Source organism: Enterobacter cloacae complex sp. P12RS (assembly GCF_014895875.1).
Taxonomy (GTDB): Bacteria; Pseudomonadota; Gammaproteobacteria; order Enterobacterales; family Enterobacteriaceae; genus Enterobacter; species Enterobacter bugandensis.
The window spans coordinates 3,783-4,470 of record NZ_JADBQO010000053.1; the positions used below are offsets into that span (position 1 = coordinate 3,783).

Annotated in this window: 1 protein-coding gene; it reads right to left on the reverse strand. The window is 59.2% G+C overall.

Features of this window, described 5'->3' with window-relative positions; translation table 11 throughout:
- The coding region (vgrG, locus tag IM284_RS23445) for a type VI secretion system tip protein VgrG (protein ID WP_370552122.1) at positions 1–688 on the reverse strand (688 nt) is incomplete at both ends.

Genomic DNA, 688 nt, shown 5'->3' on the forward strand with positions numbered 1-688 from the left:
CCGGGTGTTCAGAGTCATGCTGCGCATACGCAATATACGGCCGGTCAGGGTCTCCGCTGTCAAACATCACCGACACTTCCGTGCCGTCAATCAGCGGCGCATGCCAGCCGTAAGTGTCACCGGCATACGGTTTCGCCAGCCGCAGCCACAGATAAGCGTATCCCTGTTCAGCGCTGCTACGGTCAAAATCCAGCTTCACACGGTAACGCCCCTGCGGGTCAAGCCAGGCGTAGGTGTCCCCTTTTTGCGTGCTCTCCACACGCGCCGGCAGTGTGCCGGAAATCACCGGACGGTTAAGCGGTTTCGGGCGGTAACAGACGGTTTCACTGTACGGAATACCCTCAAACGTCATCAGGAAGCTGTCCTGGCGCGAGCCGCTGGCTTTTACCGTGGTGATAACAATCCCGTCCTTCACCACATCCGGCAGCCCCGCATCGCTTTCCAGCACCTGTCCCGGCGCCAGATGAGGGCTCGAGGTACGCCCGCTGACAGTGTACTGCTCATTCAGAATGCGTTCATGGCGCAGACGGGCAAAGAACGCGCCGGTCTCAGAACTTTCCGTATCACCTGCTGTCAGAAACGGCTCTGCGTAGTGGTAGGTTTCACCCGTTGTGATCCCTTCCTGCCCGCTGATGCTTACCGTGCTGTCCTGCGGTGTCAGCGCTTCTCGGTAGTTGTAATCCCGGGT